Source organism: Rhodococcus sp. 15-649-2-2 (genome assembly GCF_002258645.1).
GTDB lineage: Bacteria > Actinomycetota > Actinomycetes > Mycobacteriales > Mycobacteriaceae > Rhodococcoides.
In genome coordinates this window covers 109,503-135,847 of record NZ_NPFM01000011.1, presented here as the reverse complement: position 1 = coordinate 135,847, position 26,345 = coordinate 109,503, and the positions used below count along the sequence as shown (strand labels likewise).

Annotated in this window: 30 protein-coding genes; 17 read left to right on the top strand and 13 right to left on the bottom strand. The window is 63.8% G+C overall.

Annotated elements, in window-relative coordinates; all coding sequences use genetic code 11:
* Positions 1-5: 5 nt before the first annotated feature.
* The 5 genes from CH305_RS05715 to CH305_RS05695 all read left to right on the top strand — a co-directional run bounded on the left by CH305_RS05715 (position 6) and on the right by CH305_RS05695 (position 4,675).
* Complete coding sequence (locus CH305_RS05715) at positions 6-932, top strand: fumarylacetoacetate hydrolase family protein (RefSeq protein WP_032405325.1); 927 nt, start codon at positions 6-8, stop codon at positions 930-932.
* Positions 929-2,719 carry an FAD-dependent oxidoreductase gene (locus CH305_RS05710; RefSeq protein ID WP_094703084.1) on the top strand — a complete coding sequence of 597 codons (1,791 nt, stop codon included), beginning with the start codon at positions 929-931 and terminating at the stop codon, positions 2,717-2,719. The genes CH305_RS05715 and CH305_RS05710 overlap by 4 nt, the downstream gene beginning before the upstream one ends.
* A gap of 312 nt (positions 2,720-3,031) precedes the next feature.
* A complete protein-coding gene (locus CH305_RS05705; protein ID WP_094703083.1) occupies positions 3,032-3,793 on the top strand; it encodes a lysophospholipid acyltransferase family protein in 762 nt (253 codons plus the stop codon).
* A gap of 521 nt (positions 3,794-4,314) precedes the next feature.
* Positions 4,315-4,458, top strand: coding sequence for a hypothetical protein (locus CH305_RS28970; RefSeq protein WP_179275705.1), 144 nt, complete (start codon positions 4,315-4,317; stop codon positions 4,456-4,458).
* Between the two features lie 4 nt (positions 4,459-4,462).
* Positions 4,463-4,675: a hypothetical protein gene (locus CH305_RS05695; protein ID WP_032405338.1), complete on the top strand. Its 213-nt coding sequence runs from the start codon at positions 4,463-4,465 to the stop codon at positions 4,673-4,675.
* An 11-nt stretch (positions 4,676-4,686) separates the two neighbouring features.
* On the opposite strand, the gene CH305_RS05690 is transcribed toward CH305_RS05695, so the two are convergent.
* Positions 4,687-5,355, bottom strand: a complete 669-nt coding sequence (locus tag CH305_RS05690) for a TetR/AcrR family transcriptional regulator (RefSeq protein ID WP_094703080.1) — start codon at positions 5,353-5,355, stop codon at positions 4,687-4,689.
* A 158-nt stretch (positions 5,356-5,513) separates the two neighbouring features.
* Here CH305_RS05690 and CH305_RS05685 point away from each other — a divergent pair, with 158 nt between their 5' ends.
* From CH305_RS05685 to CH305_RS05670, 4 genes are read left to right on the top strand one after another with little or no spacing between them, the layout of a single operon-like run.
* The gene (locus CH305_RS05685; RefSeq protein ID WP_094703195.1) at positions 5,514-6,716 is read left to right on the top strand and encodes a cytochrome P450; all 1,203 of its coding nucleotides are present in this window, start codon (positions 5,514-5,516) and stop codon (positions 6,714-6,716) included.
* Positions 6,713-6,910: a ferredoxin gene (locus CH305_RS05680; RefSeq protein ID WP_032405340.1), complete on the top strand. Its 198-nt coding sequence runs from the start codon at positions 6,713-6,715 to the stop codon at positions 6,908-6,910. Before CH305_RS05685 ends, CH305_RS05680 begins: the two co-directional genes overlap by 4 nt.
* Positions 6,907-8,049, top strand: coding sequence for an NAD(P)/FAD-dependent oxidoreductase (locus tag CH305_RS05675; protein WP_094703079.1), 1,143 nt, complete (start codon positions 6,907-6,909; stop codon positions 8,047-8,049). The genes CH305_RS05680 and CH305_RS05675 overlap by 4 nt, the downstream gene beginning before the upstream one ends.
* Before the next feature lie 11 nt (positions 8,050-8,060).
* Positions 8,061-8,441 carry a hypothetical protein gene (locus tag CH305_RS05670; protein WP_094646012.1) on the top strand — a complete coding sequence of 127 codons (381 nt, stop codon included), beginning with the start codon at positions 8,061-8,063 and terminating at the stop codon, positions 8,439-8,441.
* 21 nt (positions 8,442-8,462) lie between these two features.
* Here the strand turns inward: CH305_RS05670 and CH305_RS05665 are convergent, their stop codons facing one another.
* Complete coding sequence (locus CH305_RS05665) at positions 8,463-9,767, bottom strand: carboxylesterase family protein (protein ID WP_256983558.1); 1,305 nt, start codon at positions 9,765-9,767, stop codon at positions 8,463-8,465.
* 95 nt (positions 9,768-9,862) lie between these two features.
* Here CH305_RS05665 and CH305_RS05660 point away from each other — a divergent pair, with 95 nt between their 5' ends.
* The 4 genes from CH305_RS05660 to CH305_RS05645 all read left to right on the top strand — a co-directional run bounded on the left by CH305_RS05660 (position 9,863) and on the right by CH305_RS05645 (position 14,221).
* The gene (locus CH305_RS05660; RefSeq protein WP_256983557.1) at positions 9,863-10,414 is read left to right on the top strand and encodes a TetR/AcrR family transcriptional regulator; all 552 of its coding nucleotides are present in this window, start codon (positions 9,863-9,865) and stop codon (positions 10,412-10,414) included.
* A gap of 102 nt (positions 10,415-10,516) precedes the next feature.
* The gene (locus CH305_RS05655) at positions 10,517-12,106 is read left to right on the top strand and encodes a GMC oxidoreductase (protein WP_094703078.1); all 1,590 of its coding nucleotides are present in this window, start codon (positions 10,517-10,519) and stop codon (positions 12,104-12,106) included.
* A 39-nt stretch (positions 12,107-12,145) separates the two neighbouring features.
* On the top strand, positions 12,146-13,420 hold the full coding sequence (locus CH305_RS05650) for a lipase family protein (protein ID WP_094703192.1): 1,275 nt from the start codon (positions 12,146-12,148) through the stop codon (positions 13,418-13,420).
* A 45-nt stretch (positions 13,421-13,465) separates the two neighbouring features.
* Positions 13,466-14,221: an EAL domain-containing protein gene (locus CH305_RS05645; protein WP_094703077.1), complete on the top strand. Its 756-nt coding sequence runs from the start codon at positions 13,466-13,468 to the stop codon at positions 14,219-14,221.
* Positions 14,222-14,229: 8 nt separating this feature from the next.
* Here the strand turns inward: CH305_RS05645 and CH305_RS05640 are convergent, their stop codons facing one another.
* From CH305_RS05640 to CH305_RS05625, 4 genes are read right to left on the bottom strand one after another with little or no spacing between them, the layout of a single operon-like run.
* On the bottom strand, positions 14,230-14,841 hold the full coding sequence (locus CH305_RS05640; protein ID WP_094703076.1) for a methyltransferase: 612 nt from the start codon (positions 14,839-14,841) through the stop codon (positions 14,230-14,232).
* A gap of 23 nt (positions 14,842-14,864) precedes the next feature.
* Complete coding sequence (locus tag CH305_RS05635) at positions 14,865-15,857, bottom strand: tripartite tricarboxylate transporter substrate binding protein (protein WP_032405348.1); 993 nt, start codon at positions 15,855-15,857, stop codon at positions 14,865-14,867.
* A complete protein-coding gene (locus tag CH305_RS05630; RefSeq protein ID WP_037147174.1) occupies positions 15,854-17,377 on the bottom strand; it encodes a tripartite tricarboxylate transporter permease in 1,524 nt (507 codons plus the stop codon). The genes CH305_RS05635 and CH305_RS05630 overlap by 4 nt, the downstream gene beginning before the upstream one ends.
* 3 nt (positions 17,378-17,380) lie before the next feature.
* Positions 17,381-17,956, bottom strand: coding sequence for a tripartite tricarboxylate transporter TctB family protein (locus CH305_RS05625; protein ID WP_032377631.1), 576 nt, complete (start codon positions 17,954-17,956; stop codon positions 17,381-17,383).
* A 142-nt stretch (positions 17,957-18,098) separates the two neighbouring features.
* Here CH305_RS05625 and CH305_RS05620 point away from each other — a divergent pair, with 142 nt between their 5' ends.
* On the top strand, positions 18,099-18,938 hold the full coding sequence (locus CH305_RS05620; RefSeq protein ID WP_080739000.1) for a MurR/RpiR family transcriptional regulator: 840 nt from the start codon (positions 18,099-18,101) through the stop codon (positions 18,936-18,938).
* Positions 18,938-20,107, top strand: coding sequence for an MFS transporter (locus tag CH305_RS05615; RefSeq protein ID WP_052077912.1), 1,170 nt, complete (start codon positions 18,938-18,940; stop codon positions 20,105-20,107). Before CH305_RS05620 ends, CH305_RS05615 begins: the two co-directional genes overlap by 1 nt.
* Position 20,108: 1 nt before the next feature.
* Here CH305_RS05615 and CH305_RS05610 read toward each other — a convergent pair whose 3' ends face one another.
* The 6 genes from CH305_RS05610 to CH305_RS05585 all read right to left on the bottom strand — a co-directional run bounded on the left by CH305_RS05610 (position 20,109) and on the right by CH305_RS05585 (position 24,816).
* Positions 20,109-20,543, bottom strand: a complete 435-nt coding sequence (locus CH305_RS05610; RefSeq protein WP_094703075.1) for a GNAT family N-acetyltransferase — start codon at positions 20,541-20,543, stop codon at positions 20,109-20,111.
* A gap of 31 nt (positions 20,544-20,574) precedes the next feature.
* Positions 20,575-20,994, bottom strand: a complete 420-nt coding sequence (locus tag CH305_RS05605; RefSeq protein ID WP_094703074.1) for a DUF4234 domain-containing protein — start codon at positions 20,992-20,994, stop codon at positions 20,575-20,577.
* Positions 20,995-21,095: 101 nt separating this feature from the next.
* On the bottom strand, positions 21,096-21,812 hold the full coding sequence (locus CH305_RS05600) for a TetR family transcriptional regulator (protein WP_094703073.1): 717 nt from the start codon (positions 21,810-21,812) through the stop codon (positions 21,096-21,098).
* Positions 21,813-21,869: 57 nt separating this feature from the next.
* Positions 21,870-22,655, bottom strand: a complete 786-nt coding sequence (locus CH305_RS05595; RefSeq protein ID WP_094703072.1) for an SDR family oxidoreductase — start codon at positions 22,653-22,655, stop codon at positions 21,870-21,872.
* A complete protein-coding gene (locus CH305_RS05590) occupies positions 22,652-23,632 on the bottom strand; it encodes an NmrA family NAD(P)-binding protein (protein WP_094703071.1) in 981 nt (326 codons plus the stop codon). Before CH305_RS05590 ends, CH305_RS05595 begins: the two co-directional genes overlap by 4 nt.
* Positions 23,633-23,838: 206 nt before the next feature.
* Positions 23,839-24,816: a bile acid:sodium symporter family protein gene (locus CH305_RS05585; RefSeq protein WP_094703070.1), complete on the bottom strand. Its 978-nt coding sequence runs from the start codon at positions 24,814-24,816 to the stop codon at positions 23,839-23,841.
* A 147-nt stretch (positions 24,817-24,963) separates the two neighbouring features.
* On the opposite strand from CH305_RS05585, the gene CH305_RS05580 reads away from it, so the two are divergent.
* Together CH305_RS05580 and CH305_RS05575 are read left to right on the top strand one after the other, a co-directional pair.
* A complete protein-coding gene (locus CH305_RS05580; RefSeq protein ID WP_094703069.1) occupies positions 24,964-25,344 on the top strand; it encodes a VOC family protein in 381 nt (126 codons plus the stop codon).
* Positions 25,345-25,560: 216 nt separating this feature from the next.
* A complete protein-coding gene (locus CH305_RS05575) occupies positions 25,561-25,878 on the top strand; it encodes an alpha-isopropylmalate synthase regulatory domain-containing protein (RefSeq protein ID WP_094703068.1) in 318 nt (105 codons plus the stop codon).
* Here the strand turns inward: CH305_RS05575 and CH305_RS05570 are convergent.
* On the bottom strand, positions 25,875-26,318 hold the full coding sequence (locus CH305_RS05570) for a VOC family protein (protein ID WP_094703067.1): 444 nt from the start codon (positions 26,316-26,318) through the stop codon (positions 25,875-25,877). The genes CH305_RS05575 and CH305_RS05570 overlap by 4 nt on opposite strands.
* Between the last annotated feature and the right edge of the window lie 27 nt (positions 26,319-26,345).

The window sequence follows — 26,345 nt, the reverse complement described above, 5'->3', positions numbered from 1 at the left end:
CTCACATGTCTGTCAACGTAGTCCGGACCATCGACGGCTGGTGGCGCCTCGATGGCGACCGTGCAATCCGTATCGAGACGACGGCCGAGACCACCCGCGAACTTCTTGCCGATCGCGACGCCATCACCGGCGCATCGGGTGCGGGGTCGAGTGTCGACGAGCTCGAGCTCGTATCTCCGGTCACCACACCGTGCCGGGTGGTGGCGCAACTGCTCAATTATCGATCGCACGCGATCGATGCAGGCTCCGATCCGAACACGTTGCAGCCTACATTCTTTCGTAAGTCCTCGGCGTCGGTCAGTGGCCCGTTCGATCCCATCCGCCAGCCACCCGAGGTAGCGCTGCTGGACTACGAGATCGAACTCGGAATCGTCATCGGTGCCGAGATTCCCATCGGTACGACGGTCACCGACGAGAACCTCTCGGATTACGTAGCCGGTGTGATCGTGGCGAACGACGTGTCCGCGCGCGAGATCCAGTTGACGAAAGTCCAGGTGTACGAGAGCAAGTCGTATCCCACGTTCACCCCGCTCGGCCCCAGGTTGGTGCTGTTGGACAACGACGAGCTTCGACGAATCCCCGAGCTGCACATGACGCTGGCGGTCAACGGCGAGACGCGCCAGGACCAGACGATCGGCAACGATCTCATCACTCCGCCGGCCGAGGCACTCACGCGGCTTGCGCGCTTCCAGAACATGACCGCCGGTGACGTACTCCTGACCGGAACACCGATCGGCACCGCCATTTCCGCGCCGCCCAAGGCCGTGCAGAAGATCGGTGAGTTGATTCCGCCGGCGCTGAAGTGGAAGTTCTTCTTCGCCCGGCAGGCGAAGAATCCGAAGTATCTCTCGGTCGACGATGTGATCACCGCCGGAATCAAGACCGCCGACGGAGTCATCGATCTGGGTGCGCAGGAGACGGTGGTCCGATGACCGTGCCGATCGTCGTGGTCGGAGCCGGCCCGGCCGGCTGCACTGCCGCTTTGCTGTTGGCGCGCAGAGGGATTCGCAGTGTCGTGCTCGAGCGACGAGACGCGCCGCTCTTTCATCCCGCCGCGCACGTGATCAACGCCCGCACCCTCGAGATCTGGAACGAATACAGCCCCGAGCTGGCGCGATCGATCGCCGCGATGTCGCCGCCGCACGAGACCGTCAACCTCATCAGCTGGTACGGGGATCTCGCGGACGAGGCCATCGGGTCCATCGACCTACTCTCGGATCCCGAGCGCAAGGCAATCGTCGAGAGCCAGAGTCCGTTCCTGGTCTCGCACATCGGCCAGCATCTGCTGATGCCGGCACTGTGGGATGCGCTCGACGCCGAACCGCTGATCGAGTTTCGACGCGGATGCGCTGTCGAGTCCGTCGACACCGACTCGTCCGGTGCACGTGTGCGCGGGCGTTGCGCGAACGGAGCAGCCGAGATCGGGGCCGAGTACGTGCTGGCGTGCGACGGTGCGAACAGCGCGACAAGAGACGGCACCGGTGTGGGCTTGACCGGACCGGTCCTTGCGAACATGGGTAGTGCCTTCTTCACCTCGAAGACACTCTTTCCCGATGACGCTCGGCCGCTGCTCAGTTGGATCTTCACACCGGAGTTGTGCGGAGTGATGATCGCGCACGCCGACCATCGATACATCCTGATGACGGCGTACCTGCACCCCGAACAGGAGATCGCCAAGGACAGTCGAGCCTACTGGTCACGCACGCTGCCGAAGGTGTTGGGAAACCACGAGTTCGATCTGGAGTCGACCGGGACGTGGGTGATGACCTCACAGACCGCCGATGCGTTCCGCCGTGGCCGTCTGCTCCTGCTCGGCGATGCCGCGCACCGGTTTCCGCACACCGGTGGTTTCGGGTTGAACTCGGGTGTTCAGGATGCCCACAATCTGGCCTGGAAGCTCGACGCCGTCCTGTCCGGCAACGCGTCCCCGTCCTTGTTGGACACTTACGAGACCGAGCGCCGTCCGGTGGTGGAGAAGTTCGCCGAGCAGAGTGTGGCGAACCATTTCCGGATGGACGACATCGGGAGGAGGGTTGGCATCACCAACAAGATGTTGGCGAAAGCCACTCAGGTGATGGGGCGTCCGCCGCTGAACAAGGTCCCCGGGAAGTTGATCGCGCCACTGGCCGCCGCTGCGACACGGCGGCAGATGGCGCGCTCGCAGAAGGTCGATCCCGATGCACCCGGGTCCGCTCGGCTTCGTCGCGAGATCGCCGACGCGATCCCACTTCAGGTCGAGCATTTCGTGTCGATCGGCTTGCAGTTCGGGTACCTCTACGCCAGTCCGTTGATCGCACGGGATCCCTCGGTCGAACCCGCCGAAGACGTGGTCGATTATCTGCCCACGACATACCCGGGGGCAAGACTCCCACACGCGGTGGTCTCGGTAGGCGGAGAGCAGGTGCCGGTGCACGAGACACTCGCCCCGAACAAGTTGTCGCTGTTCACCTTTGCCGGCGACAGTTGGGCAGGCGTGGTGTCGGAACTCGAGAATGTCGGGCCCGGCGTCGCTCTGATCTCTGCCGAAGTACCGGCAGGTGTCGATCGTGACGAGCTGATTCGCCTGTACGAGGTGGGTGAGACCGGGGCGGTGCTCGTTCGCCCCGACGGTCACACTGCCTGGCGCTCATCGGCATCGGGTGAGGATGCCACGCGCGAGCTGAGCGAGTTCGTGAACCGGCAATGGGTGCATTATTTCGCGGTGTCCGCAGGCGTGTAAGCCTCCAACGACACAGCAGACAGTTCAGCCAGAAACTCGGTCGGATTCTCGATGTGCGACCAACGTCCGGCGCCCTCGATCTCGGCGGATGCGGTGGATAGCAGCGCTGGGAAAGATCTCGCCACAATCGGACCCATGGAGTGTCCGACGAACGTCGCGACCGCGCGACCTCGGGCAAATCTCGATGAACCTCCGGGCGTCGCTCGCAGGGTTTGTGAGCTCGCAGTGGGGCGGCTACATCGCCGCCGCCGGCTGGTCCGAACACAGGTGGATCCAACCCGGAAATGCGTGGGCGCCCGCTAGAGTGCGCGCATGCACAAAGTACCTCGCGCGATTCGGGCCATGGGAATCAATGCGGTCCGTCTCTACAACCGCCTCGAAGTGTCCGTCGCGCAACCGGTTCCCGATGAGCCGGTGTTGTTCGTGTGTAATCACGGGTTCGGGGGCGTGATCGATCTGAACGTGTTCGCTTTCGCGGCAGCGTACGACGATCTGGGCCTGTCCAGGGAAGTGATCGCGTTGACGCACCAGATCGCGTGGACACTGCGTGCAGGAAAGTTGCTCGAGCCCTTCGGCGCGCGGCCGGCCGCTCGAGAGAACGCTCTCGACGCATTCGAAGAGGGGCACAATGTCCTGGTCTTTCCGGGCGGTGACCTCGATGCGCTGAAGTCGTGGCGGCACCGAAACGAAATCGTCTTCGCCGGACGCAGTGGTTACGCGCGTCTCGCAATGGAAGCCGGGGTGCCGATAGTTCCGGTCGTGACCGCGGGCGCGGGTGAGTCACTCCTCGTCCTCAGCAGTGGACGTCGTATCGCCAAGGCGCTCCGATTGGACAAGACGGCATTTCGGGTCAAGACGCTGCCGCTGTCGGTATCCATTCCCTGGGGCGTGAATGTGGGGGTGGTCGGGTTGCTTCCGTATCTACCTCTACCGACGAAGCTTCAGACGTCGGTTCTGGCGCCGGTGCGTCCCGAGCCCGACGAGTCCGCAGAGGATTTCGCGCACCGCGTGCACTCGGCGATGCAGGCAGAACTCGACGAATTGACGAAGGATCGCCTGCCGGTGATCGGCTGAGCTGTCAGCCGGGCCCTTCCCATCCGCAGGCGTCACAGGAGGCATAGATGCGGCTGGTGACCGGTCCTCGGAGCGGAGAGGATACGACGTTTTCGCCCAACGTGATTCGTTGGCATAGTGGGCACACGCCTCGGTATTCGAGGTTGAAGCTGTAGGTGAGCACTGGGGACTCGATCCTGTACGTCGAATGCCGCTGCCGCACGTGCGCCGGGCCAACAGCATGTGTCCTCGGTAGGAAGGTTTGCCGAGGTTCGAGTCGCCGTTACCCTGCGCCGTGTACGGAGGGTCGGCCATCGACTGCCGCTTCTTCGCGATCGACCTAGTCGACGTGTGACCGACAGTAGACTCCGAGCCCCTCGCTCGTCGATAGCAACGGAGTTCCGGTCGACGATGTTCGGCGCAGCGTGGACCGAGTTGGAGGAAAGGCCGTAGGGTCGGTGTCACGCCGCTCGTTCAGCGCACACAATGGTTCAGCGAAACCGAACCGACCTGCGCATCGTAGGTCGAGAAGGTCGAGTCTCATGACCGACACACCTATCCACGACGAACTGCAGAACTTCATGAAGATGAGCACGCGAGGTAGTGATCGTAAGGTCGAACGCGGTGCCGCACCGTTGCCTGTCGAGATGCCTGCACACGTCCCCGCGCGACACCACCGGGCCTGACGTCGTGGCCACCGCACGAGAGAAGCAGGACGAGGCCCTTGCCGACTATCGGCGAGCAAAGGATCGGGAGCACGTACTGGCCGATCTACGTGGACAGTCCGACACCGATGTCCCGTTGTCGGTCGACCTCGACGATGCCGAGTTGCGCAGTGCGATCGACGCGGACATATCGGCGCAAGAGGCTCTGAGCGTCGCGCTCAGAGCGGTGGACGACTGACTTCTGGTCGGCTATGTGATCGGCTGGCCCGAGGGGGCGATCGCTGCGTGAACTCCGCCGCTGTACGACGTCGGAAGTTCTCGGCTGCAGAGGGTTTCGGCTTCGTCTGCAGAGATTCCGAGTGCCCGTAGAACGCGCTGTGTCGTGCCGTCCACGGTTGCCGCTTCGTCGCGTTCGGGTTGGGCGAGCAGCAGTCGACCCATCGACAGCAGAGAACCGGCCACGATGGCGAGTGCGACATCCGCGTCGTCCACATCGAATCGTCCTTGTGCGGCGGCTGATTCGATATCACGACGCGAACGCGGGGCCAGGCCCCCGGCTGCGGCGAATGCCGCGGCCTCGGAGTTGAGCAGGACACGACTCAGTTCCGGTTCGAGGCGGAAGAGCCGTCCGGACAATCGAAAGGACTGGGTGAACTTTTCGACCGGGTCGTCCAGGTCGACGGTGAGCGAGTCGAGATAGTCACCTGCCGATTCGAGGGCGGAGTCGATGGCCGCTTGCCACAGCTCTTCCTTGCTCTCGAAGTAGTTGTAGAACGATCCGTTGCTGACGTCGGCTGCCTGTGTGATCTCGAGGACCGGTGCGTTGGTGTTTCCGCTGGCGAGAAGCCCTTGAGCTGCGCGGACGAGCGCGGCTCTGGTGCGTGCCTTGCGGCGCTCGACGCGGTTGCCTTCGGTCACGATCTGCTCCTGCTCTGCGGTGTGCGTGAGGGTAGCCTATCGCGTTCGAATCATGACGAATTCGTCAAAAAGCTTGACGGGCGGCTGTGCCATGGGTGACGATATCGTCAATAACCCGTTTGGGCAGCGCGAACTTACTCTTCCTGGCGAAGGACCCCATGACAACGAACGCAACGATCCCGGAGTACCGCACCGACATCTACTCCACCGATGCGATCCTCGATCCGTACCCGCATTACGCGAGGCTCCGGGCGCTCGGCCCGGTGGTGTGGTTACCACGGCAGCAGGCGTTCGCCATCTCACGCTATGCAGAGTGCAAGGCAGTGCTGCTCGACGACGAGACCTTCATTTCGGGCGACGGAGTCGCACTCAATCCGGTTGCCAACAGGCTCGGACGCGGCACGACGCTCAACAGCGACGGTGAGGAGCACGCGACCAAGCGTGCGGTCCTCGCGCACCGCTTGACGCCGAAGGCCGTGCGAAAGATGTCGGCCGCAGTGGAGGAGAAGGCGGAGAGCATCGTCGATGCGGCTCTGAGCAAGACGTTCGTCGACGGTGTCGACGATCTCGCCACGGCGTTGCCGATGTCCGTCGTGCCCGACCTCGTGGGGTGGCCCGAAGACGGTCGCGAGGAGCTTCTCCGCTGGGCTGGAGCAACATTCGACTCGCTCGGGCCCGTCAATCGTCACTCCGTCACGGCCGTGAAGGCCGCCACCGAGATGCTCGCGTTTTCCAAGAAGGTGGTGCGGCAGAGATCGGTGCTCCCCGGGAGCATGGGCGACGACGTGCTGAAAGCCGCCGACGAGAACAGGATCGGCAAGTCCGCATGTCCGGCATTGATGATCGACTACCTCGGCCCATCGCTCGATACGACGATCGGAGCGATCTCCGGCGCACTCGCTCTGTTCGCTCGCCACCCCGAGCAGTGGCAGGCCATCCGACAGGACCCGGACCTGATCCCCAACGCCGTCAACGAGGTCGTCCGATACGAGTCACCCATCCGAGCGTTCTCACGTCGGGCCGTGCGCGACATCGAGATCGATGGATCGCGAATCCCGAAAGGTGCACGCGTGCTGGTCATCTACGCGTCGGCAAACCGGGACGAACGCGAGTGGGACAACCCCGATGCATTCGACGTCACCCGTGACGCCGCTCGGCAACTCGGATTCGGATCCGGAGTGCACGGGTGTGCAGGTCAGGGTCTGGCTCGGCTCGAGGCGCAGACCATGCTTCGGGTACTGGCGCGCAGGGTCGAACGATTCGTCCCCTCGGGAACACCGAAACGGGCCGTCAACAACGTCATTCACCGATACGAACGCCTGCCGCTGAAATTGGTGGCTGCAGAAGGGACACCGCAATGAGAATCGACGTCGACTGGGATCGATGTGAAGGTCATGGAATCTGTGCCGATCAAGCTCCGAAGGTCTTCAGCCTCGATGACGAGGGCGAGCTTCATTATGCCTTCGACGACAACGACATTCCGGACGACCTTGCTTCCGGGGCACGTTCTGCGATCGGCGTCTGTCCGGTAGCGGCCCTCCGAGAGAGCAAGTGAGCACCGCTGAACGTCGGATCGTCATCGTCGGTGACTCCATCGCAGGCTGCACCGCGGCCCGTGAGCTCCGCGCGCGGGGTCACGATGGCGCGCTCACCATGATCGGTGCGGACCCCGACGGCTACTACGCCAGGCCGCCGTTGTCGAAGCACGTCCTCAAAGGTGATGTGGCCGAGGCCGAGACGTGGGATCTGTCCGATCTCGGTATCACCTCGATCGGCGATCGCGCTGTATCGGTCGACACCGATCGCCGCACCGTGACAACGGCCGATGGCACCGACGTTCCCTATGACGCCCTCATCGTGGCGACAGGGGCGTCGGCCCGACGGATAGCCGATCCGCAGCAAGCGGGCGAGAACGTGTTGCGGACCTTCGCCGACGTCCGGGCGCTGCGTACGAAACTGGACACGGCTCGAACAGCAGTCGTCGTCGGGGCAGGCTTCCTCGGCTTGGAAGTTGCGAGTGCATGCATTGCTCGCGATATCGAGGTGACCGTCGTCGATGTCGATCCCCCGTTGCATCGGCTGCTGGGGCCCTACCTGTCCGACGCGATCACTGCCCGCGCCGAGGCGGCGTCGGTTCGGTTCGTCCGTGCCGACAGCCCGGTCTCGTTGGTGGGCAGCCCCGTCTGCGGGATCGAGCGCGCGGGTCGCACCCTCGAGGCGGATGTGGTGGTCACCTGCGCAGGCGATGTGCCCGAGACCGGTTGGCTGACTGGCGCCGGTATCGCTGATGCTCGGGGTGTCGCTGTCGACGAATGCTGCGCCACAGCACTTCCCGACGTGTTCGCGGCAGGCGACGTTGCTTACTCCCGAACTGGGTCCGGTCGGTCCCCGTTCTGGTCCAACGCCGTCGCGCAGGGCAAAGTGGCGGCTGCGTCCGTGCTCGGCCTCGACCCGGCGTGTGCACCCAGCGACGACTACTTCTGGACCGAGATCCTCGGGCTGTCCATCAAAGTTGTGGGCCCCCTTCCGCTCGACGGAGAACCGACCGTTCTCGAAGGGTCCGTGGACGAGGGATCGGCCCTTCTGCAATGGAGTCATGACGACGGCCGTACCACCATCGTGGCCTTCGGCATCAAGAAACCCGTCGGCCTGCTCCGGCGGCTGGCCCGCGAGAACACTCACTCCACTACCTGAGGAACGCATTCATGGCTACTGGCTCCACACTCGTACGACGCCTTCCCGAGATCGTCGGGTTGGGCCGCGCCGCAATCGGCGTCGCCCACATGATCGCCCCCACGCGGGCCAACGAACTCCTCGCCGGTCCCGACGCCGCGGTGGCGACCACGCGAGCTGCCGCACGCACCTTCGGGATTCGAGAGATCTATATCGGTGGTGGGCTGTACGCAGCCACGAAGTACGCACCGAAGTTGGTGCGCCCCCTGCTGCGTGCTGGGGTGGCCGTCGACGTATGGGACACCGGTGCATTCGCCTTGACCGCGTACCTTCCGCGCCGCACCCGAGTGGCCGGCTGCGCCATTGCGGGAGGCTTCGTCGTTGCCGGTGTGCTCGCCGAAACGCAGCTCTGACAGTCGGAGAGGGTGGGCCGGTCAGAACACCATGGAGCGTCCGGGCAGCCCGGACACTCCTTCTCTGGCGAACGCGGCCCATGTCCGCCGTACTTTGGCGGCCAAGGCATCCGGCGGAGCATGGCCGGCCAACATCGGTGCGTCCCACCACGCGTCACCGAACAGCAACGGCAAATCGATGCTGTGGCACGCTCCCAACGGCGCGCCCTTCGGTGCCCAGTCGATTCGGTACGACGCGACCTGACCACCGGCGCGGTGCCACATCTTCACCATGCCGTCGACGCCGAACAACAGGTTGGTGACGAGACGGACGACCGGAGCGGTCAGTACCGAACTGACGATACCGAACCTGTTCAGCCACAACATGTTCGATACGACGTCCACGAACGGTGAAGCATCGTCTCTGGTGTGACCGATCAGAAGTTCGACGCCAGGGGCAGTTCTGCGTAGGGCGGCGTCGGGGTCATCGGCCAGGGGCTCGAGGTGAGCAATTGGCCCGAACGGCATTCCGCCTGCGGCACCGAACCTGCGCACGGCACGCGTCACGGCACGCTCTGCATCGAGCACATCCGACGCGGGAGCGGTGGCCGGGTCGGTACGAAAGTGCGCTGCGAAAGCCTTTCGGGCTGTGTCGTACAGAGCCGAACGGCCCGAACGTAACCCGAGAGGCGCGCTCTGCACGATTGCCCTCGAGAACAACCCTGCGGCCGACTCGCACGCCATCAGCGCGAGGACGGCATCGCCGCCCGCAGACTGCCCGAACAACGTCACGTTGTGCGGGTCACCGCCGAATCGAGCGATGTTGGTCGACACCCAGCGCAGTGCTGCGATCTGATCCTGCACACCGATGTTGCTGTCCCCTGAGCCTTTCGGGGTCAGGTAACCGAATCCACCGAGCCGGAAGGTGACACTGACCACCACGACACCCTCCCGAACGAGGTGGTCGGCGTCGTATCTCTCGGCTTCCCCGCCGCCGGAGACGTAGCCGCCACCGTGCAGCCACACCATCACCGGAAGTCCCTCCGCCTCAGAGGGAGCGGTCACCGACAACACGAGGCAGTCCTCGCTCTGTTCGAGTCCGTCGACCATCGGGCCCGTGACATTGTCGAGCCGGGAGGGCATTTGGATGCACACCGGGCCGCGTCGGGTGGCGTCGCGCGTCGTCCCCGGGGTGTCGAGCGGTTCGGGTCTACGAAATCGCGTGGCGGTGGCATAGGGGATTCCCCGTGCGTGGATCAACCCGTCGGCTTCGACCGCTTCGAGGTCTCCGCTGGTGGTGCCGGTGATGATGCGCAGCGTCGCCCCGGGTGTCGTCTTCTCGCTCACGTGTGAACCCCCATTCGATGAACAGGTGCGAGCTTATCGTCTCCGCCCCGTCATCGGATGAGGCCGCAACGCTCGAATTCCGTCATAATCGGACCGTGCGGTCCAAGCAGAAGATTCTCGATGCCACCCTCGGGTTGATCGCCGAGAGCGGCTTCGAGGGTGTCACGATCGCGGCTGCGGCGCGTGCTGCGGGTGTCACGCGGCAGACGGTGTATTCGATCTTCACCACTCGTGAGGACATGGTCTCCGAGGCGATGGTGGGACTGATCGTCGACGTGCTGGGCGGTATCAGGGACAAGGCCGATCAAGCCGAGACTCCGACGGAATTCATCGTCGAGACCGTGGTCGCTGCGCGCAATCTCATTCGGCGCGAACCTGTTCTGAACTCGTTGTTGCGCTCGGGCAACGCGAACCCACTGTTCGACGCGGACATGATGGATCGCGCGCAGCCGGTGGTTCGCCAGTTTCTCGACGGGTACATCGCACGCAATCGGGGCTTCGATTCCACGCAGTTCCACGGCATCGACGGCGTCATCGTGCGGGTGGGGCTGTCGGTGATCCTGTTCGACGACCCGTCCATTCACGACGACGACGGTTTGCGGCGCTACCTCGAACGGTGGTTGATTCCGGTCCTGCCCTTTGCTTAGCATCGAAAACTTGACACCCAAGCCTTACTCTGTCTAGTTTGGCACCGCACGTACATGTGACCCGAGTCTCGATGCGTGCACGTCAGCGAGCGTGGGGGGAACGTGTCGAATCTGAACCGTCGGTCATTTCTGGGCGCTACTGCGGTTGCCGGTCTGGCTGTAGTGGCGGGGACCGGCGTAGCCCATGCGGGCACCCGCGCCAGGACCCGGATTCCGCTCACCCGCGAGGACCATCGCGTAATCGTCATCGGATCGGGGTTCGGGGGTGGTGTCGCCGCGTTGCGCCTGGCCGAGGCCGGTGTTCCCGTTCTGGTCCTCGAGCGCGGAAGGCGTTGGCCCACAGGGCCGAATGCCGATACCTTCCCCAACGCGACCGCGCCGGACAAGCGGATGCTGTGGTATGGCTCGAGCCCCAATCTATTCGGTAGGCCGGTTTCGTTCGATCCGTACGTCGGCTTGCTCGAGGCAGTCCCCGGCGAGAACATGACTGCGCTGTGCGCTGCCGGAGTGGGCGGCGGGTCCCTGATCTACCAGGGAATGACGTTGCAGCCCTCGCAGGCCGTGTTCGAGACTCACTTTCCGGTCGACCTCGACTGGGCCACGTTGAACGCGGTCCACTACCCCCGCGTCGCGCGGATGCTGCAGCTCGAGCAAGCTCCGGACGAGTTGATCGCCACGCCCAATTACCAAGCGGCACGGGTGTTCGCAGACAGTGCGCGGCGGGCAGGTCTGCCGGTGTCGAAGATTCCGATGCCGATCGACTGGAACTACGCCCTCGACGAAACACGTGGGGTGATGAAGCCGTCGTACACCAACGGAGCAGGCGCGTTCGGAGTGAACAACGGAGGCAAGCACTCGGTCGACGTCACCTACATTGCAGCTGCGGAGGCGACGGGTCTGGCCACCGTGGCGACGCAACACAACGTCACGCACATCGAGCGTGCTGCCGATGGTCGCTGGGCCGTCCATGTCGACCGAATCGATTCCGACGGAACGGTGTTGGAGAACAAGATCCTCACCACCGGCGCGTTGATCATGGCCGCCGGCAGCCTGAACACCACCAAGCTACTGGTCCGTGCCGGGGCCACCGGATCCATTCCCGATCTACCGGACCAACTCGGGCAGGGCTGGGGAACCAACGCAGATCGCATCTACGTGTGGTCGAGCATCGAGCAGCAGTTCGGTACCCCGCAGGGTGGTCCGGTGGTGTTCGGCAGCTTGAACTGGGACGACCCGCGCACCGCTCACACGGTCATTCAGGCATCCATTCCGCCGTTGGGCGTGGATGCCCACAGCACGATGCTCGTCGGCTACGGAGTCAGTGACGGTCGCGGACACTTCGCCTACGATTCCGCACGCGACCGAGCCCAGCTGTACTGGCCGGCCAACGGCGACTCCATCATTCAGTACGGCTCCATCGATCCGACGGTACGTCGCATCGCCGGTTCGGGCAGCATCCTCACCGATACCAATGCGTTGTTCCCGTCCACCTGGCATGCGTTGGGCGGGGCGAACATGGGTCCGGTGTGCGATCTCGACGGCCGCGTACAGGGCCAGCGCGGACTGTACGTTCTGGACGGTGCGTTGATGCCCGGCAACACCGCGGCTTGCAACCCGTCCATGACGATCGCGGCACTGGCAGAGCGGGCACTGGACAACATCGTCGCCCGCGACCTCGGCGCATTTATCTGACCCCTCGGTAGAAAGAGTCCAATGCATCTGTATCGCAGCATGATCGGCGTAATCGCAACTGCTGTGCTTGCGTCCTCGGTAACCGTACTCGGGGCCTCTGCGGCGCAGGCCGACGTCGTCGACGATTTCTACGTCCCTCCTGCCCAGCTCGCCGACAGCCCCGGATCCGTCGTTCGGACGCAACCGATGTCGTTGTTCGCTGCACTGCCGGGTACGGACGGCTCGTATCCGGCCCAGGCGCAACGGGTGCTGTACACCTCTCGAACACAGGACGATGCGCCGGTGGCAGTGTCGGGCACATTCATCGAGACCGAGGTGCCGTGGCGAGGTGCGGGCCCACGACCGACCATCGTCGTCGCCCCTGGAACCGTGGGGCAGGGCGATCAGTGCGCCCCGTCGCGAGCATTTCCCACCTCGATCAACGCTGTGGCGCAACCATTGTCGATCTCGTTCAATCAGGAACTGCTCTCGTCGACGCTGTGGGGGTCCATGGGGGCGAACGTGTTCGTCACCGATTACATCGGGCTGGGGACGCCCGGCCTGCACACCTACGTGAACAGAGCGGAGGAGGCGCACGCGGTTCTCGACGGTGCTCGCGCGGCAACAGAATTGGCCGGCGACGCGAATGCACCGATCGGCATCTGGGGTTACTCGCAGGGCGGGGGAGCTGCTGCTGCCGCTGCAGAACTCGCCGGCGAGTACGCGCCTGAGTTGAACGTGAAGGGAACGTGGGCCGGGGCTCCGACGGCTGATCTGCTCGAGGTGTTGAAGACCGTCGACGGGACGCTGATCGGCGGTGTGATCGGATATGCCCTCAACGGCTTCGTCGAGCGAGATTCGAGTCTGCTGCCACTCATCGACGAGCGACTCACCGATCACGGCAAAGCGGTGCTCGATGACCTGTCCACGCAGTGCATCGGCGACACGATTCTGAAATACCCTTTCCTGAAGACAGAATCGCTGACCGTCGACGATAGATCGATGCTCGAGAACCTGGGCACCATTCCTGAGGCCGGTCGAATCCTGGACGAGCAGCGTATCGGCCGCAGTACACCGAACGCACCGGTGATGATCACCAGCGGACTCAACGACGACACGGTGCCGTACGGCCAGGCCCGGCAGTTGGCCCAGGATTGGTGCGGGCGAGGTGCCGCGGTCGAGTTCCGCACGAATACCTTGCCGCCGATTCTGCAGGGTGCTGTGTTGCCGAACCACTTCGGACCGCAGTTGATCGACGGTTACGGCGGAGAGGCTGCCACGTTCTTGATGGACCGGTTCGCCGACATTCCCGTATCCGCATGCACTCTGGACTGATCGCGGTGGTTGCTCAGCGGCGTTCGGTGATTCCCGTGTGGACCCGTGTCGTCGACTAGAGGTGCCTCGACACCGCTGCACTCGACGCTGTTGCGTGCGCGGCGTCGGGTCGAGGCCGTGATCGCAAGCGGTGGCCCGAACGTCGTGTTCCAACCGATCGTCCGCGCGTGTGACGGCTCCGTCGAGGGATACGAGGCCCTGTCCCGCTTTCCGGCCGGCGGCGGTGACACCGCAGCGTGGTTTGCCGATGCCGCGCACTGTGGGCTGGGGCCTGCTCTCGACAGATCGGCGGCTGTCCGGGCCTTGGACGAGTCCGCTCGTCTACCCTGCGACTCCTTCGTTGCCGTGAATCTCAGCGCTGCAACGCTACTGGTCGATACGCCGCTGATCGAACTGCTGCTCGACGCCGCTCGTCGACGACCTCTGGTCGTCGAGATAACGGAGCATGCCGCGCTCGCCGACGAGGATGCGGTGGTGGCTGTACTGGGCGATCTCAGACGCGGCGGGGTGGCCGTGGCGGTCGACGATGTGGGATCGGCGTACGCGGGTATGCGTCACCTCGTTCTGCTGGAACCGGAGATCGTCAAACTCGATGCCTTCGTCGTCCACGAGATGAGGGCGAACCGGGCGAAGCTGGCATTGGCCGAACTCGTGCTCGAGTTCGCGCGCAAGACCGACGCGCGATGCGTGTTCGAGGGTGTCGAGACCGACGACGATCTCGAGGCCGCGATGTCGGTCGGGGCCGATCTGCTGCAGGGCTACCGAATCGGTCGCCCTGCAGCGGTGGATCTGCTCGTCTGAGGCGGTGTTCAGTGGCTGCGGGCCGAGAAGCTCTCTCGTTTCGACGCCTCACGTGCCACTACTTCCTCGGCAGCGACGATGACGACGTCCACATCGGAGCTCTTCACGACGACCACGCCGTCGGCGTCGGCGACGATGACGTCACCGGGAGATACGACGACGCCTCCGAGCGCCACCGGCTCGTTGAGCCGGCCCGGCCCGTTCTTGTACGGTCCTGCCGGGGTGACACTGCGGGCGAACACGGGCAGGCCCAACTCGGCCAATGCGTCGGCGTCGCGGACGGCACCGTCGATGACGAACCCCGCAATGCCCAGTGATTTGGCGCGGATCCCGATGAGATCACCGATGAGGGCGCGGGTGTCGTCGCCCGAGCCGTTGACCACGATGACGTCACCGGGGCGGGCGTCGTCGAGAGCTTTGTGAATGTAGAGGTTGTCGCCTGACCGGGTCCAGACGGTGTAGGCCCGGCCGGTCACTGCTGCTCCGGCCCAAATCGGTCGGAGACCGGCGATGATCCCGAAACGCTCCTGGGCATCGCCTACGTTGGCCGCGGGCACTCGAGAGAAGCGTTCGATCATGTCGTCGGATACGGCAGTGGCGGAATAGGTTTCGGTACTCATGAGATCAATGCCTTTCGGGTGACTTATTGCTGGTCGGCGAGCAGTTCGGCGATGATCGGCTCGATCTCGGTTTCACGCTGTTCCCACAGGGTTTCGACGTCGGCACCGGAGACCCAATCGGGTTGTGTCGCTGCGCCGGTGAGCTTCTCTGCCACGGTCGGGTCGGCAAGCGCGGTCTCGAGGGCGTTCTGCAGCGTGGTCATCGTCGCGTCCGGGGTGCCTGCGGGGGCGCTGATGGCGAAGTTGTTGGTCATGAACGGGGCGTCGTATCCCTCGCTCGCCAACGTCGGGACGTCGGGGATGAGCTTGTTCCGTTCCTCGGTGAGAACCGAGAGGATGTTCACCTCACCCGAGGCGAACTGGCCGTAGAAGCTGGACACTCCGCCGAGGGCGAAGTCGGTTTCGCCGGAGACCAGTGCCGAGATCTTGTCTGCACCACTGTTGTAGTGAACGATGTTGAAGTCCAGGCCCAGAGTGTCTTCGAGGGTGCGCAGGTTGACGTGGTCGTCGCCCGCACGGGAATCGGTGCCTACCGTGATGGTGCCCGGGTTGGCCTTCACTGCATCGAACAGTTCGCCGATGTTCGCGTAGGGGCTGGACTTGTTGACCCCGATCACGATGTCGTTGGACGCGAACGACCCGATGGGCGAAAAGCTTTCACGATCGAAGCCGGCCTTCTTGCTCGGGTCCAGGTATCGCCCGAGGATCGACGGGATGTTGGTGAAGCCGATGGTCTCGCCGTCCGGCTCGGCGTTTGCCAGGTAGTTCAGTCCGACGACCTGGCTGCCGCCTTCTTTGTTGACCACTTTGACCGGGACTCCCAGCTCGGCTTCCATGGCCGGTGCCATGATGCGGGCCAGGATGTCGTTGCCTGCGCCTGCGGCGGACGGGACGACCCATTCGACAGTGGCACCGTCACGTGGGAACGGTGCTCCCGAATCGGTTGTGCCCCCGCTGCAACCGGCAATGAGTGCGGCGGTGGAGATGGCCGCGACGAGGATGGGCAGTTTTCTCATGAGACGGGCTCCTTGATGGGGTGGTTCGCGGTGGCGCGGCGGGAGAGGATGCGAGCCAGGACGGGGCGCAGCATTCCGAACAGAACGGCTGCGATGAAGACGAGCAGAAGAACCTTGTTGATGGGGCCTTCGACGAAGACTCCGTAGTCACCGCGGGACAGTGACAGTGAGCGTTGAAAGTTCTCTTCCAGCAATGGTCCGAGGATCAGCGCGAGGACGAGGGGTGTGAGCGGAATCTTGGTGAGGTGGAACAGGTATCCGATGACGCCTGCACCGAGCATGATGAAGATGTCGAAGACGCTGCCGTTGATGCTGTAGACGCCCAGGAACATGAAGGCCAGGATCATCGCCATCAGGTAGTGGAACGGAATCTTCAGTACCGCGATCCACAGACGAACCAGTGGCACGTTGAGGATCAGCAGAATGATGTTGCCGACGAGGAAGCTGGCGATGATGGTCCAGGCGACCTCGGGGTTGTCGCGGAACAACAGTGGGCCGGGGATCAGACCGTTGATGGTGAAGGCACTGGCCATGATGGCGACGGTGGCGGAGGTAGGGATACCGAGGGTGAACAGTGGAATCATCGACGACAGCGCGAGCGCGTTGTTGGCCGATTCCGGTCCGGCGACACCCTCGACGGCACCCTTGCCGAATTGCCCAGGACGCTTGGTGAGCTTCTTCTCCATCGCGTAGGACGCCAATGAGGTTGCGGCACCCGGAGATCCGGGAAGCAGGCCCATGAAGAAGCCGATGACCGATCCGCGCATCGTCGGGCCTGCAGACCTGGTGATGTCGGTCTTGGTGGGCAGCAGCTTGCCGACGGCGAGTGGTCGTCGGCCGGCACCTCCCGCCGAGCGGGCCTGGATGAGGATTTCGGTGAGGCCGAAGCAGCCCATCACGACGGCCACGAGTGCGACGCCGTCGAACAGTTCCGGCATGCCGAACGTGAATCGCTGGACGCCTTGGCCGGAATCGATGCCCACCGACGCGATCGCCAGGCCGAGTCCCACGCTGATCAGTGCCTTCGCGGGGTTGTTGCCCGAGAAGCTGGTGATCAGGGCCATGCCGAGCAGTGCGACCAGAAACAGTTCCGGAGCGCCGAATTCGAGTGCGAATCGGCTGAACGGGGCGACGACGACGAATCCGATGACGCCGACCAGTCCGCCGACGAACGACGCGAGTGCAGCGACGACGAGAGCGGGTCCGCCGCGTCCACTCTTGGCCATCTCGTAGCCGTCGAGCGTGGTGGCGATGGACGACGCCTCACCCGGAATGCGCAGCAGCACAGCGGTGACGGTGCCGCCGAACGCTGCGCCGTACAGGATGGCGGCGAGCATGATCAGCGCTGTGGTGGCGTCGAGTCCGAAGGTGATCGGGATCAGCAGTGATACCGCGGCGGCGGGACCGAACCCGGGGAGAACACCGACGAGCATGCCGAGCACGCAGCCGAGGAGTGCGAACAGCAGATGCGTCGGAGTCAGGACGTTGACGAAGCCCGCCATCAGATCGGGAAATCCCATGACTCACAACCCCCAATCAGCGAGGAACGGAATGGAGGAAGCCGGCAGGGCCGTGCCGAGCCAGACGTCGAACACCAGCCGGGTGGCCAAGGTGGTGGCCACTGCGACGCCGACGGCGACCACCGGGGTGCGCTTGCCGACGAACGTCAACACGACGGCGAGCATCAGCGCCATGGACAGCGTGTAGCCGAGTGTGGGCAGCACCAGTGCGGCTCCGGCGATCGCGGCAACGACCACTCCGATTCTGATCCAACCTGCGCGGTCGGGCAGTTCGGCCTCGTCGGCGTCTTCCTCGTTGTCACTGGAGAGGAACGCGACGGCTGCGGAGGTAGCGGGCTCGAGTTCGGGATCCGGTTCGGGCGCGCTCGTCCGCGGTGCTCGGACGAGCTGGATTGCCCACATCGCACCGCCGAGGATCATGCCGAGGCCGCCCACCAAAGGCAGGAAGCCTGCCCCGACGCCGGGGTCGGCCGTGACGCCGTACCCGGTTGCCATGGTGACCGTCGCCAGGCCGACGACGAGGGTCGCGCCGAGCACGATCCATTCGATCGTGTGTTGTGTGCCGAGCAGTACCTTCACGGCCTGCCGCCTTTCTGACATATGTTCGGATGCGGCCTGAGAAGGTCGGCCGGATTGCTGTGCTGTGGATCACTTGCAATCTTGCACAGGTTTACAGGATTGTGGTTGAGTGTGTCAACAGACACAGTGGAAAGTGGAGGGTATGAGCTTCCGAACAGTGGTGGCGAGCAGCGGAAAGTCGCTGAGCGCGTCCGAAAAACGTGTCATTGCGGTGCTTCTCGGCGAGCCGGAGCCGTCGAGTCTGCGCGCGGCTCCCGTTGCGGCCCGCGCGCAAACTCACGAGTCGACCGTCGTGCGGTTGGCGCAGAAGCTCGGATACAGCGGCTTCCCGGACTTGCGCGCAGATCTCGAACGCGACAACCCCGAACCCGTGACCGCATCGGCTCTGATGCGCAGCGATACCGGTCACGAACTGGCTGTCTTCGCGCGCGACGAGGCCCGTGCACTGGAGCGGTTGTCGAGCTTCATCCCACAGGAGCAGCTGGTGGACGTGGCGACCTCCATTCATCGGGCGCGGGTGGTCTACCTGTTCTCCAAGGCCGACGAACGCCCTGCCCTGGATATGCTGGCCCGTCGTCTCCGCCGACTCGGTCTTGTCGTCGTCGAGCTCGGTCTCGGGGGAAAGGACCTCGCCGAGCGGTTCGTCAGCTTCACCGAGGACTCCATCCTTATTGCATTTGCGCTGCGCGAGGCGCCGTCTCAGCTGCCTGCTCTGGTCCGTGAAGCGGAACGACGCGGCGGCACGTCGATTCTGATCAGCGATGCGCCGGGTTATCACTTCAGGCCCGCGCCGACGCATCTCCTCGTCGCGCAACGCGGAGACGATTCCGAGTACAACACTCTCATCATTCCCATTGCCATTGCGTACGCACTGCAGTTGGCAATCTTCCACCTCGATCCCGATCGGTACGGGGCGGTGCGCGACGACATCAACGACGTATCGAGGTTGGTCGGAGGAACCGACGAAATTCCCTTGCGCTGATGGCTTCTCGTGATTCCATTGCTCTGACCGTTCAGGCGACGACTGCGCAGGCCGGGTGGGTCGGGGTGCGGTTGATGATCGGTTATCGGGCGATCGCCGAGGGTGCCGACACTCGAACGCTTGCGGTGATCGCGGCACTGTTCGCTGCGCCCGCAGTATTGGCGGCTCTGCCGATCGGACGCATCGCCGACAGGTTCGGCGGTCCGGTGGTGATCGTATCGGGAATCGTTCTGTGCTCGATCGCAACCGGTGTACTCGTTGCGTTTTCGGCAATGTGGGCCTTGCTCGCGTGCACGGCCGCGTTCGGTCTGGGCAATCTGCTCATCATGATCGGGCAGCAGGCGTTCGTCGCACACGTCCACGTCGACGGCAAGAACGAAAGTGCCTTCGGCGCATTGACTGCCGCCGCGTCGATGGGTCAGTTGGTCGGTCCGCTCGCGGTGACGGCCGTCGCGTCGAGATTCGGCGGCGCGAGCGTCGAGAGTCCGAACACGACGGCAGGCATCCTCACTGCCGGTGCGTTCACCGCGGTAGCTCTCCCCACCGCACTGTTCTTGATGCTCGGCCGCAACCACATTCGCGCGCAGCAACCTGCCGAGGGGGAAGCATCGGGGTTGAAATTACTGAAGCTGCCGGGCATGTGGCAGTCGTTGACGGTCAGCGGCGCAGTGCTGGTGACGGTCGATCTGCTCTACGCCTTCGTGCCGGCGTGGGCCGTCGAGCGTGGGGTGTCGGTGACGACGGTGGGGTGGCTGCTGGCGTTGCGTGCCGGTGTGTCGGTGGTCAGCCGAGTAGGCCTCGGCAGACTCGATGCGAAGTTCGGTCGCACTGTGCTGCTCAATGTTTCGCTGGCGGCGGGCGCGATCGCTCTCGCAGTGCTGCCGTTCGTGCAGGCAGTCGGAGCCATCGGAGTCATGATCGCACTCGGAATCGCGTTGGGTATTCCGCAGCCACTGACCATGTCGTGGGTGGTGTCGATCGTCCCGAAATCCACGCAGGGGGAGGCTTTGGGACTGCGGATGTCGGCCAACAGATCGGCACAGATTCTCATCCCACTGACGGTCGGTGCCATCGCCGGGCCGTTCGGGGTGACGGGCATTCTGGTCGGTAATGCACTGGTGCTCGGGGGATCCATCGTCGCGGCCTCGCACCCGAGGAGTCGGCCGTGACTCAACCGGCGCGGGTCAGCATCGTCACGTGCGAGATCCCGGCTTCCAGGTAGTCCTCCCCCACCCGAACGAATCCGAAGCGCCCATACCACTTTTCGAGATGTGCTTGCGCGGAGATCTCGACCACCCCGGGGTATGCCTTCAGTGCCGCCTCGACGAGTTCGCCGGCATAGCCGCGGCCACGCCCCTCGACCGCGGTCGCGACGCGGCCGATGTGGACCGTGTCCTCGACGAGGACGCGGAGGGTAGCCAAGACCTCTCCGTGTTCGTCCTGTATCCAGAACAACTCCGTTGTCGCCAGTAGGTCTGCGCCGTCGAGTTCGACCTCATCGACGATCTTCTGCTCGTGCACGAACACTGCAACGCGAAGCGCCATGATTCGGTACAGCGTGCTCGGCTCTACGCCGGCAAGCGGAGCATGGTGGAGGGAAGGCATTGGTCCGTTTCGTCAGTGTTGATCTCGATCGTCACACCGCAAGCGGCACAACGGTTCCCGGTGCGGCGTCGTTGTATCGCGCCGTGATCTTGTTCAGTTCCAGCTGGTAGTAGAGGCTCTGCAAGCCGAACACGAACGTGAGTAGAAGCCCGACGATCGAGCTGCACGTCGGCTGGAGGCCGGCCGCACGTTGGGCGTCGGCGATGCGGTTTCCGGTGTTGTAGTAGCTGATCAGCGGCGCGATGATCGTCCAGCCGAGCAGCAGTAGAACCAGCAGTGGCCCGGCGACGGGTGCGTTGACCTTCCGACGGTCGAAGTCTGCCATCTCGCGGTGAATGAGGTAGTACCAGACGAAGTGGTAGATGCCGAGAGTGATGAGCGGCAACAGGATCCAGACGACAACGGGATTGCGCCGCTTCATCGCGCTTCCTTGGGTAACCGGACCGGTCATGATGCTCCCCAACTTTGTCGAACGGCCTGCTCGTGGACCGGACAATTCTCGCACGTCGAGCGGTATTATGGGCTCCACGCGGCATCGGCCCACACCGAATGTCAGCGCGGTGGGACCAATAAGTGAACTCTCTCGACCAGGCTCAACGCAGTGCCAGCGTCCGCGCCCTCGAATACTGCTCTGTGTATCCCTCGCATCGCACCGGTGATCAGGTGGGCGGCAGCGACGATGTCTGTGTCGCGATCGATTTGACCGGCCTCTGCGGCGGCACTCAGTAGCTGGGCGATCGCGTCGACGAAACTGTCGTGCCAGCGTTCTGCCGAGCCCTCGGATCTCGGTACTCCGAGATTGCGGAACAGCACATGGGTACGCGGGGTGTCGTAGATGCTCGCGGCCGCGATGCGAAGAAATGTCTGCAATTGCTCGAGTGGGGTGTCCGGCCACGTGGTCGCAACCGACCTGTCGTGAATACGGTCTATCAGCACGCTAGCGGCGTCGTCGACTGCGGCTTGGAAGAGCTCTCGTTTGGTGGGGAAGTGGTGATATGCGGTTCTCGGTGCGAGACCGCAGCGAGCAGCGACTGTTTCGATCGTGATGTCTGCGTAGTCGTCGTGACGCAGCAGTTCCTGGGTGGCCTCGACCAGTCTGGCCGGTGCGGGCCCTGGATCGTCGGTGGGCGACGACCCGGCCCAGCGATAGAGCGTGGTGGTGTGGATGCCCAGCGACGTCGCTACGGCCGCTGGGGTTTCGGCACCACCGAAGGCGCGCGCTACCGCTGCCTGCCGATCGGCGAGTGTGAATCTGGAGACCCTGGCCATGTTCGTGACACTACATTTCGGTGGGAAAGTCGGGAAAATGTCGCGTTCGGAGTCGAACTAGCGAAGCATGCGATCGAGGGCGGGCAAGAGAATCCGCGCGGGGACGAGACCCGCCGCGATGGCTTGAACGGTGTTTCGCCGGCCCGAGATCACCTGCGGTCGAGATCTTTTCGCATCGAGTGCGCGCATTGCAGTGGCCACGACCTCGTTCGGTGTTTGGTAGGTACCGGTCGCTGCGGCGGAGTCTCCGATGACATCGAAGAATTCGGTGCGGGTCGGGCCAGGGTTGAGTGCGAACACTCTGACTCCATTCGGTGCCGATTCGTACCACAGGGACTGACTGAAGCTCAGGACGAAGGCTTTGGCGGCCGCGTACACAGCGAGCGACGGGACGGGCTGGAAAGCAGTCGTGCTGGCCACGTTGACGATGGTCCCGTCCCTGCGGTCGATCATGTCCGGGAGGAACGCCGAGCAGATGTCCACGACAGCGCGGATGCCGACGGCGACAAGACGTTCGAAGTCATCGGCATTGCCGTCTGCGAAGGGTCCCTGTACGGCGAACCCCGCATTGTTGACGACGAGATCGATCTGCTCGGGCACCAATTCACGCAAGAGGCGGCCACTCGATTTTTCCGACAGGTCCCAGGCCACTGTGCGGCAACGGATTCCGTATGCCTGCTCGAGCTCCTTTGCCAGAGCGGTCAGTCGGTCTTCTCGCCGTGCGACGAGTACGAGATCGGACCCTCGTGCGGCCAGCGACCGGGCGAACTCGGCACCGATTCCGGAACTCGCGCCGGTGACCAACGACCGGCCGGGACGGTAGTGAGGGCCTCGGCGGATCATCGATCCGACCGCCCGAGCTCAGCGGCCGAGCGTCGTGCGAACCGTTCGTACGACGTGGGCGCGTGGCCGAGCAGCGTCGGGAGAACTTTCAGGTCTCCTGCCGGTAGGCCGTGGCCGTCGTAGTGGGTCATCATCGTGCGGTATGCCGTGCGTGCGTCGGCGGGCCAGTTCTTCATGTCACGCGGATTGGACGCAGCCTGGGTACCACGAACGAGGTGGCCGACAGACTTCAGTTTCGTCGAGAGCAACGCGTGTCCGACGACCGAGGCGAGCGCAGGCAGCACCGTCAGTGAGTTCGTCAGCGACGACGGCGGGATCCGAATGGCAGTTACCTTGTGGCCGAGCACATCGGACCAGATCTCTGCCATTTCGTGACGCGTGAGCTCGACGGTGGACAGGTCGTAGACGCGACCCGTGTGCGGCGATGGGTCGATCAGGATGTTCGCTGCCGCTTCGGCGACGTCGGCTACATCGACAACGCCCATGACGCTGTCCGGTGACACCGGGTAGGGCATCACTCCGGCCTGCAGAAATTCCCATACTTCCAAGTAGTTCTGCATGTAGTGCGACGGCCTGAGCACCGTAGTGGGAATTCCACTGTCTCGCAGCATCCCTTCGGCGATGTCCTTCTGGTGATGGTGCGTCAGTTGATGCAGGTTCGGGTGGATTACGGAATGGAAAACTATGTGCTTCAACCCGCTTGCCGGTCCCACTGCAATCAGGTGATCGACGATCGGCTTTTCGTCGATGATCTGCGTCGGTGCAGCGTGGTAAAGGACGTCGGTCCCCGCCAGGGCGGTATGGAGCGTGTCCTGAGACCGGAGGTCACCGACGACGACCTCGGTCGCTCCGTCCTTGCGGGTGGTCTCCGCTTGCGCTGTGTTCTTGACTACCGCCCGAACCGGCACTTTCTGCGTGGCGAGCTGTCGAACGAGCAAGCGGCCGACACCACCCGCGGCACTGGTCACTGTGATCATGGGGCCTCCTCGACGTTGAGCTCGGCGGACGCTGAGCGTGACGCAAATATTGCATAGCGAGTGCATATAACGCAAGGAATCTACGCCGAGGGCACTGAACCTGCGTAAGGGAATTCCGCGGAGCAGAACTGAAAAATCCGGTGCAGCTCACCGCGCTCAGCGCGGTCAGCTACACCGGATTCTGTGTGTAATCCAGCGTGCAGGCCCTACTCGGTCGTCGTGTGTGTCGACTCCGGTGCGCGCTCGGCCGGCCGCGGTTCGATCGATCGCCGGGACCAGTAGCTGGCGAGAAGTGATCCGGACACGTTGTGCCACACCGAGAAGATGGCTGCAGGCAGAGCTGCTGCGGGACTGAAATGCACCGATGCCAATGCCGCCGCCAACCCTGAATTCTGCATTCCCACTTCGATACTGATGGCACGCCGGCTGGCGACATCGAGTCCGCACGCCTTGCCGATGCCGTAGCCGACGGCGAGTCCGAGCGAATTGTGCAGCACGACGGCCACGACGATGAGGGCACCGATCGAGAGCAGCGTCGGCGCGCTGGCTGCCACGACGAGGACGACGACGGCCGTGATTCCGGCGACCGAGATCAGGGGCAAGGCATCGAGCATACGGTCGATGATCTTCGGAAACAGCAGGCGCAGAACAACTCCGAGTACGACGGGTATCAGCACTATCTGTAGGATCGATACGAACAGTCCACCTGCGTCGACCGGCAGATACTCACCGGCGAGCCACAGCACCAGCAGAGGCGTGAGTATCGGTGCGAGCAGGGTCGACACCGAGGTCATCGCCACCGAGAGCGCGGTGTCACCTTTGGCCAGGTAGACCATCACATTGGACGCGGTACCGCCCGGGGCAGATCCGACCAACACCATTCCGGCAGTGAGCGCAGCGGAGAGCCCGAGCACGTTGGCAATGCCCAGTCCGAGTAGGGGCATCGCGATGAACTGCGCGGCAACGCCGAGTAGCAGTGCCCATGGTCGACGGGCCACTACGGCAAAGTCGGAGAGCCGCAGCGTCATTCCCATGCCGAGCATGATGATCGACAACAACCACGGAACTGCCGGTGTGCCGCCACTGAACGTGTCGGGGGTGATCAGGGCCAGAGCGCCCGCCGCAACAACGATCAGGGCAAACCATTTGCCGGTGAATTCGCTGACGGTCTTCAGCTTGGGCATGTGGAGACTCCAAAGGTGGTCGGGCACGGCGTCGCGAAGTCTAGCCCGACGCAAACGTGGCATCAGTAGATCGGCCGGGCTCGAGGTGTGTGCCGGTGACGAGCTAGTGCGCGGCCGCGCGCTGTTCGCCCGTGTACATTCGCGCGTATGGCATGTCGAATCAGTGAACTCGTGCTCGATTGTCGCGATCCCGAGGCCTTGGCCACGTTCTGGTGTGAGGTGTTGGACTTCGTTGTATTGGACCGGGAGGACGACGGTTCCGTGGAGATCGGTGCGCGCGACGGGTTCGGAGGGTCGCAGCCGACCATCATCCTCAGTCGCAACGAGAATCCCGAAAAGGCGAAGCCTCGCTTGCACATCGACGTGAGCGCAACCGATCGGGAACAGGACGCCGAACTCGAGCGACTTCTTACCCTCGGCGCACGACGAGTGGAGATCGGTCAGACCGGCCAGGAGTCGTGGCACGTGCTCGCCGATCCTGAAGGGAACGAATTCTGTTTGCTGCGAACACGACTCAGCCCGGTCTGAAATCTCAGGAAGAACGGAGGTCGGCTTCGTCCGCGAGGTGCGGATGTGGTGAACGACCTCCAGCAACAATGCGAGTGCTGTACCCGGCAGACCTGAGCTCAGCGTTCACCGCGACAGAAAACATGCGCGTCGGGATCTGCCATCGGGTCGGGCGTGATGTCGGCACAGTTCTGCATGACGGGCAGGCCCTGATAGTCAGCTAGTTGCGGACATACGATCGGCTTCGACTCTCACGAAAACAACGGTTCCGCCGACACCTGCGTCACACTGAAGATCGATGGCACGTCCTTCAGTACGTCACACGGGGGAGTGGGCCCGGTCGAGGCACTCGTCGAAGCATTGGCCGCCCACGGCCGTCACGTGGAGATTCTCGGCCTGACCCAGACCAGTGTGCGGGCCGGCAACGACAGTGATGCTGTCACGCTGCTCGAATATCGCACTGCCGCAGGCTCCGGATGGGCGGCCGGGATCGATCGCTCCGTCCTGTCTGCCACTCTCGATGCGGTTGTTCGAGCCGCCAATGTGGTGACCTAGCTTTCAGGTGCGGCCACCGATTGGGCGAACATCAGAAGAATGTCGCTCGGCCCGCGGAGGTAGGTGAGCTTGTAGACGCCCTCGTAATTGGCCACGCCTCGCAGGGGAAAGTAACCGTGGCGGGCTGCAATCGCCAGAGCGGCGTCGATGTCGTCGACCGAGAAGGCGATGCGGTGCATGCCGATCTCGTTGGGCAGCGTCGGCGTCGTCTCGATGGCGTCGGGGTGGATGTACTCGAACAGCTCGATACGCCCGAGGCCGTCCGGGGTTTGCAACACTGCGATCTTGGCGTGGTTGCCGTCGAGACCGACGGCGGTGTCTGCCCACTCACCTTTGACCGTGTCGCGGCCGAGGACCGTGAGGCCGAGCTCGGTGAAGAAGTCGATCGTGGCTTCGATTTCGCGGACGGCGATGCCGACGTTTTCGAGCTTGATGCTCATACGGTGAGTGTCGCATAGTGCTTTCTC

Coding starts and splice junctions, on each gene's coding strand:
- CH305_RS05585 (WP_094703070.1), bottom strand. CDS start 24,816: ATGCCCAAGCTGAAGACCGTCAGCGAATTCACCGGCAAATGGTTTGCC.
- CH305_RS05705 (WP_094703083.1), top strand. CDS start 3,032: ATGCACAAAGTACCTCGCGCGATTCGGGCCATGGGAATCAATGCGGTC.
- CH305_RS05610 (WP_094703075.1), bottom strand. CDS start 20,543: ATGCCTTCCCTCCACCATGCTCCGCTTGCCGGCGTAGAGCCGAGCACG.
- CH305_RS05685 (WP_094703195.1), top strand. CDS start 5,514: ATGACAACGAACGCAACGATCCCGGAGTACCGCACCGACATCTACTCC.
- CH305_RS28970 (WP_179275705.1), top strand. CDS start 4,315: ATGACCGACACACCTATCCACGACGAACTGCAGAACTTCATGAAGATG.
- CH305_RS05670 (WP_094646012.1), top strand. CDS start 8,061: ATGGCTACTGGCTCCACACTCGTACGACGCCTTCCCGAGATCGTCGGG.
- CH305_RS05680 (WP_032405340.1), top strand. CDS start 6,713: ATGAGAATCGACGTCGACTGGGATCGATGTGAAGGTCATGGAATCTGT.
- CH305_RS05635 (WP_032405348.1), bottom strand. CDS start 15,857: ATGAGAAAACTGCCCATCCTCGTCGCGGCCATCTCCACCGCCGCACTC.
- CH305_RS05630 (WP_037147174.1), bottom strand. CDS start 17,377: ATGGGATTTCCCGATCTGATGGCGGGCTTCGTCAACGTCCTGACTCCG.
- CH305_RS05715 (WP_032405325.1), top strand. CDS start 6: ATGTCTGTCAACGTAGTCCGGACCATCGACGGCTGGTGGCGCCTCGAT.
- CH305_RS05590 (WP_094703071.1), bottom strand. CDS start 23,632: ATGATCACAGTGACCAGTGCCGCGGGTGGTGTCGGCCGCTTGCTCGTT.
- CH305_RS05570 (WP_094703067.1), bottom strand. CDS start 26,318: ATGAGCATCAAGCTCGAAAACGTCGGCATCGCCGTCCGCGAAATCGAA.
- CH305_RS05580 (WP_094703069.1), top strand. CDS start 24,964: ATGGCATGTCGAATCAGTGAACTCGTGCTCGATTGTCGCGATCCCGAG.
- CH305_RS05710 (WP_094703084.1), top strand. CDS start 929: ATGACCGTGCCGATCGTCGTGGTCGGAGCCGGCCCGGCCGGCTGCACT.
- CH305_RS05605 (WP_094703074.1), bottom strand. CDS start 20,994: ATGACCGGTCCGGTTACCCAAGGAAGCGCGATGAAGCGGCGCAATCCC.
- CH305_RS05615 (WP_052077912.1), top strand. CDS start 18,938: ATGGCTTCTCGTGATTCCATTGCTCTGACCGTTCAGGCGACGACTGCG.
- CH305_RS05595 (WP_094703072.1), bottom strand. CDS start 22,655: ATGATCCGCCGAGGCCCTCACTACCGTCCCGGCCGGTCGTTGGTCACC.
- CH305_RS05620 (WP_080739000.1), top strand. CDS start 18,099: ATGAGCTTCCGAACAGTGGTGGCGAGCAGCGGAAAGTCGCTGAGCGCG.
- CH305_RS05640 (WP_094703076.1), bottom strand. CDS start 14,841: ATGAGTACCGAAACCTATTCCGCCACTGCCGTATCCGACGACATGATC.
- CH305_RS05600 (WP_094703073.1), bottom strand. CDS start 21,812: ATGGCCAGGGTCTCCAGATTCACACTCGCCGATCGGCAGGCAGCGGTA.
- CH305_RS05650 (WP_094703192.1), top strand. CDS start 12,146: ATGATCGGCGTAATCGCAACTGCTGTGCTTGCGTCCTCGGTAACCGTA.